The 5,005-nt window shown below is 71.8% G+C and carries 4 protein-coding genes; all 4 read left to right on the top strand.

Annotation, left to right across the window (positions count from 1 at the left end; genetic code table 11):
• Positions 1-177 precede the first annotated feature (177 nt).
• The 4 genes from AB0J68_RS26995 (at position 178) to AB0J68_RS26980 (ending at position 4,959) form a co-directional block, all read left to right on the top strand.
• Positions 178-2,721, top strand: a complete 2,544-nt coding sequence (locus tag AB0J68_RS26995; protein ID WP_363941108.1) for a bifunctional FO biosynthesis protein CofGH — start codon at positions 178-180, stop codon at positions 2,719-2,721.
• A gap of 163 nt (positions 2,722-2,884) precedes the next feature.
• Positions 2,885-3,163, top strand: coding sequence for a hypothetical protein (locus tag AB0J68_RS26990; RefSeq protein WP_354854243.1), 279 nt, complete (start codon positions 2,885-2,887; stop codon positions 3,161-3,163).
• A gap of 50 nt (positions 3,164-3,213) precedes the next feature.
• Entirely contained in the window at positions 3,214-4,608 is a 1,395-nt protein-coding gene (locus AB0J68_RS26985) for a DUF4331 domain-containing protein (RefSeq protein WP_363941106.1), read from the top strand.
• 21 nt (positions 4,609-4,629) lie between these two features.
• Positions 4,630-4,959 carry a phospholipase gene (locus tag AB0J68_RS26980; protein ID WP_354854247.1) on the top strand — a complete coding sequence of 110 codons (330 nt, stop codon included), beginning with the start codon at positions 4,630-4,632 and terminating at the stop codon, positions 4,957-4,959.
• Positions 4,960-5,005: the final 46 nt, after the last annotated feature.

Genomic DNA, 5,005 nt, shown 5'->3' with positions numbered 1-5,005 from the left:
GCAACGCCCGGCGTCCGAATATCGGACGCGCGGTGTTGCGTAGGTTGAAGCAGAGCAAAGGAGCCGCAGGTGGTGCCCGCCCCCTCCACCGACGAATCAAGTGATCATGGCGTGCGGTTTCCCACGCTGCGGGCTGGGTCTGGTGGCTCGGGCTCGCGCTGCGCATAGGCTGAGTGGATGGTTGATCGCACCCACTCCGGTCCGAGCGAGGCGAGCGTGCGGCGGGCCCTGGGCCGGGCCGCGACCGGGCGCGCGCTCGACGTCGACGAGGCGACCGCGCTGCTCGCCGCCCGTGGCGACGCGCTCGACGAGCTGCTCCGGACCGCCGGTGGGATCCGCGACGCCGGGCTGCGTGACGCCGGGCGGCCGGGCGTGGTCACGTACTCGAAGAAGGTCTTCATTCCGCTGACCCGGCTCTGCCGGGACCGTTGCCACTACTGCACGTTCGCCACCGTGCCGCACCGGCTGCCGGCGCCGTTCCTGGACCGCGACGAGGTGCTGGCCATCGCCCGGGAGGGCGCCGCCCAGGGCTGCAAGGAGGCCCTGTTCACCCTCGGTGACCGGCCGGAGGAGCGCTGGCCGGCGGCCCGGAGCTGGCTCGACGAGCGCGGCTACGACTCCACTCTGGACTATCTGCGCGCCTGCGCGGTGGCCGTGCTGGAGGAGACGGGCCTGCTGCCGCACCTCAACCCGGGCGTGCTGTCCTGGTCGGAGCTGCAACGGCTCAAGCCGGTCGCCCCGAGCATGGGCATGATGCTGGAGACCACCGCGACCCGCCTGTGGTCCGAGCCGGGCGGCCCGCACTACGGGTCGCCGGACAAGGAGCCCGCGGTCCGGCTGCGGGTGCTCGACGACGCGGGACGGGTCGGGGTGCCGTTCACCACCGGCATCCTCATCGGCATCGGGGAGACCCCGGCCGAGCGGGTGGACGCGCTGTTCGCGATCCGCCGCGCGCACCGGGAGTACGGCCACCTCCAGGAGGTGATCGTGCAGAACTTCCGCGCCAAGCCGGACACGGCGATGCGCGGCATGCCCGACGCGGAACTGCACGACCTGGCCGCCACGGTGGCGGTGGCCCGACTGCTGCTCGGCCCGAAGGCCCGCATCCAGGCCCCGCCGAACCTCATCGCCGGCGAGTACGCCCTGCTGCTGCGCGCCGGCATCGACGACTGGGGCGGCGTCTCCCCGCTCACCCCGGACCACGTCAACCCGGAACGCCCGTGGCCGCAGATCGAGGAGTTGGCCCGGCACACCGAGCTGGCCGGGTTCACGCTGCGGGAGCGGTTGACCATCTACCCGGAGTACGTGCGCGCCGGTGACCCGTGGCTCGACCCGCGGCTGCTGCCCCACGTGAACGCCCTCGCCGACCCGGCGACCGGCATGGCGGTCGAGTCGGCCCTCCCGCAGGGGCGCCCCTGGCAGGAGCCGGAGGAGACGTTCGGCGGGCGCACCGACCTGCACGCCACCATCGACACCACCGGCCGCACCGACGACCGGCGCGGCGACTTCGACAGCGTCTACGGCGACTGGTCCGAGGTCGCCGGCAAGGTCACCCCCGAGGCGGCGGCGCGGCGAGCGGGCGTACCCCCGGCGCTGGCCGGCAGTGGTGCGGACCGTGACCTGGCGGCCGGGCTGCGGCTGGCGGCCGACGACCCGGCGGCCCTGCTCGATCCCCGGCACACCGACGCGGCGCTGGCGCTGTTCGGCGCGGACGGGCCGGCGCTGGACGAGCTGTGCCGGCTCGCCGACGACGTGCGCCGCGACGCGGTCGGCGACGACGTCACCTACGTGGTCAACCGCAACATCAACTTCAGCAACGTCTGCTACGTGGGCTGCCGGTTCTGCGCGTTCGCCCAGCGTGAGCGGGACGCCGACGCGTACCGGCTCTCCGTCGACCAGGTCGCCGACCGGGCCGAGCAGGCGTGGGCGGCCGGTGCCAGCGAGGTGTGCCTCCAGGGCGGCATCGACCCGAAGATGCCGGTCACCGGGTACGCCGACATCGTGCGCGCGATCAAGGCCCGCGTGCCGGAGATGCACGTGCACGCGTTCTCCCCGATGGAGATCGTCACCGCCGCCGCGAAGGCCGGTGTGCCGGTGCGCGAATGGCTGACCCAGCTGCGCGAGGCGGGGCTGGACACCATCCCGGGCACCGCCGCCGAGATCCTCGACGACGACGTGCGCTGGGTGCTCACCAAGGGCAAACTGCCGGCCGCCGCCTGGGTCGATGTCGTCAGCACGGCCCACGAGCTGGGCATCCGGTCCAGCTCCACCATGATGTACGGCCACGTCGACCACCCCGGGCAGTGGCTGGCGCACTTCCGGGTGCTGGCCGGCGTACAGGACCGCACGGGTGGGTTCACCGAGTTCGTGGCGCTGCCGTTCGTGCACACCAACGCGCCGATCTACCTGGCCGGCATCGCCCGCCCGGGGCCGACCTGGCGGGAGAACCGCGTGGTGCACGCCATGTCGCGGCTGCTGCTGCACGGCCGGATCGACAACATCCAGTGTTCCTGGGTGAAGCTCGGCGACGAGGGCACCGTGGCGATGCTCCAGGGTGGCTGCAACGACCTGGGCGGCACGCTGATGGAGGAGACCATCTCCCGGATGGCCGGCTCCGGCAACGGGTCGGCGCGTACCGAGGAGCAGTTGCGGGCCATCGCGAAGGCCGCCGGTCGTCCGGCGCGCAAGCGATCGACTGCGTACGGTCACGCTCCGCGCTGAAGTCGAACCTTTTCCCGCCGTCGGCCGTACCAAGCGGTGCCGGCGGCGGTCGCGGCGAGGACCGCCGCCGGTGTTCCCTCAGGGGCCCGGCGGCGTCACCTCGACGGCACCGGACCCGTCCGTCACCGCGGGCGCGTACGCGCCGCCGCCGGAAAGGTTGCCCATGACCAGTGATCAGCGGAAGCGGCCCTGGCCGCGACTGACCCGCCGGCAGACGTTGACCGCCGCGGCCAGCGCCACCCTCGGCGCCGCCGCACTCACCGTGCCGGGTCTGTCGGCCGCGCAGAACGCGCCGGGCGCGGCGGGTCGGGACGACGAACCGATCGTCGTGCACCTGCGCGACGCCGCGTCCGGAACGATGGACGTCTTCGTCGGTGAATCCCGGATCGAGGTACGCGACCGCGGCCTGGCGGACCGACTGCGGCGCGCAGCCCGGCGCTGACCCGCACGCTCCGCCCGCCATCAGTCCCCGCCCAGTGAGGTTGGTCCGCCATGTCTTCCCACCGCGAGGCTCCGGAGATTGCCAAGGATCCGGTCGCCGACAGCTCCGACCTTTACGCGTTCGTCAGCCCCGACAAGCCCGACACGGTCACGTTGATCGCCAACTACGTGCCCTTGCAGCTCCCGTCCGGGGGGCCGAACTTCTTCGAGTTCGGCGACGACGTGCGCTACGAGATCCACATCGACAACGACGGTGACGGCCAGCCCGACGTCACCTACCGGTTCGAGTTCACCACCGAGATCACCAACCCGAACAGCTTCCTCTACAACACCGGGCCGATCGACTCGCTGGACAGCAAGAACTGGAACCGCCGGCAGTTCTACAGCCTGACCCGGGTGACCGACGGCCGGGAGCACCGGCTCGCGCACAAGCTGCCCTGCCCGCCGTGCAACGTCGGCCCGCTGTCCACCCCGAAGTACGCCGACCTCGTCCGGCAGGCCACCTACACCCTGTCGACGGGGGAGCGGGTCTTCGCCGGGCAGCGCGCGGACGGCTTCTTCGTCGACCTGGGGGCGATCTTCGACCTCGGCACGCTGCGGCCGTTCCAGCAGCTGCACGTCGCCGGGAAGAAGATCTTCAAGGCCGAGGGGGAGCCGGTCAACGCCACCGACCGGATGAACGTGCACAGCCTCGCCGTGCAGGTGCCGCTGAAGCAGGTGCGCCGCCGCGCCAGCCGGTACGGCGCGGCCGACCCGGCGTCGGTGCTCGGTGTGTGGACGTCGGCGTCGCGCCGGCAGGTCCGGGTGCTCGGCGACCGGGTCGCGCAGGACACCTCCACCGGCCCGTTCACCCAGGTCTCCCGGCTGGGCAATCCGCTGTTCAACGAGGTCATCGTGCCGATGTCCAAGAAGGACCTGTGGAACTCGCTGCCACCGTCGGAGGACAAGCGGTTCGCGCAGTTCGTCGAGCGGCCCGAGTTGGCCGCGCTGCTGCCGGCCCTCTACCCGGACGTCTTTCCCAACCTGGACAAGCTCAACAAGTCGAAGAAGGCCCGGGCCGACCTGGTGGCGATCCTGCTCACCGGCGTACCGGCTGGGCTGATCGACGGCTTCACCAACGCGACCGGTGACGTGCAGGCCGACATGCTGCGGCTGAACACGGCGATCCCGCCGACCCGTCGGCCGGACCGGTTCGGGGTGCTCGGCGGCGACCTGGCCGGCTTCCCCAACGGGCGGCGGGTCGGCGACGACGTGGTCAGCATCGCGCTGCGGGCGATCGCCGGGGTGACCGTCCCGCTGGTCGACAAGACGTTCCGCCCGGACGCGGCGGCCGCCGCGGTCACCCCCGGGTTGAGCGCCGCCGACGTGACGGCCCCGTTCCTCGCGAACTTCCCCTACCTCGGTACGCCGTACGACGGGTTCAACAACCCGCCGGCGTCGTCCTGATCTTCGGCGGGGGAGCAGCGGATGCACGAGCACACGTACGGGCCGTCGGAGACGGGGAGTGTCGTCCTCGAACTGGGTGGTGACACCGGTGCCCTGATCGTCTACACCGGTCGGGAGTTGCACGGCCGGGAGATCGAGATCAGCCGCGGCGATGATCGGCGGGTCCACTCGGCGGTACGGGAGCGTCGGGTGCGGGACGGGTCGTTCCACAGTGCGGTCTATCCCGATCTGCCCGCCGGTCTGTATACCGTCTGGTGGGACGAGGACACGTCCGCCGGCATCGTTTCTGTCCATGGTGGAGGGATAGCCGAGTTCGTTTGGCCCAGCAGCGGTTTTGGGGCCGCCGGCTGACCTCGAAGCGCCACTTTTCACTCGCACCCCGTCCACATTGTGGGCG

It is taken from the genome of Micromonospora sp. NPDC049580 (genome assembly GCF_040675595.1).
Lineage (GTDB): Bacteria > Actinomycetota > Actinomycetes > Mycobacteriales > Micromonosporaceae > Micromonospora.
Note: the sequence above shows the minus strand (reverse complement) of the source record. Positions and strands in the feature narration are given on the sequence as shown.

Excerpts from the sequence above, each read along its gene's own strand:
- AB0J68_RS26990 (WP_354854243.1), top strand. The coding sequence starts at position 2,885 with ATGACCAGTGATCAGCGGAAGCGGCCCTGGCCGCGACTGACCCGCCGG.
- AB0J68_RS26995 (WP_363941108.1), top strand. The coding sequence starts at position 178 with ATGGTTGATCGCACCCACTCCGGTCCGAGCGAGGCGAGCGTGCGGCGG.
- AB0J68_RS26980 (WP_354854247.1), top strand. The coding sequence starts at position 4,630 with ATGCACGAGCACACGTACGGGCCGTCGGAGACGGGGAGTGTCGTCCTC.
- AB0J68_RS26985 (WP_363941106.1), top strand. The coding sequence starts at position 3,214 with ATGTCTTCCCACCGCGAGGCTCCGGAGATTGCCAAGGATCCGGTCGCC.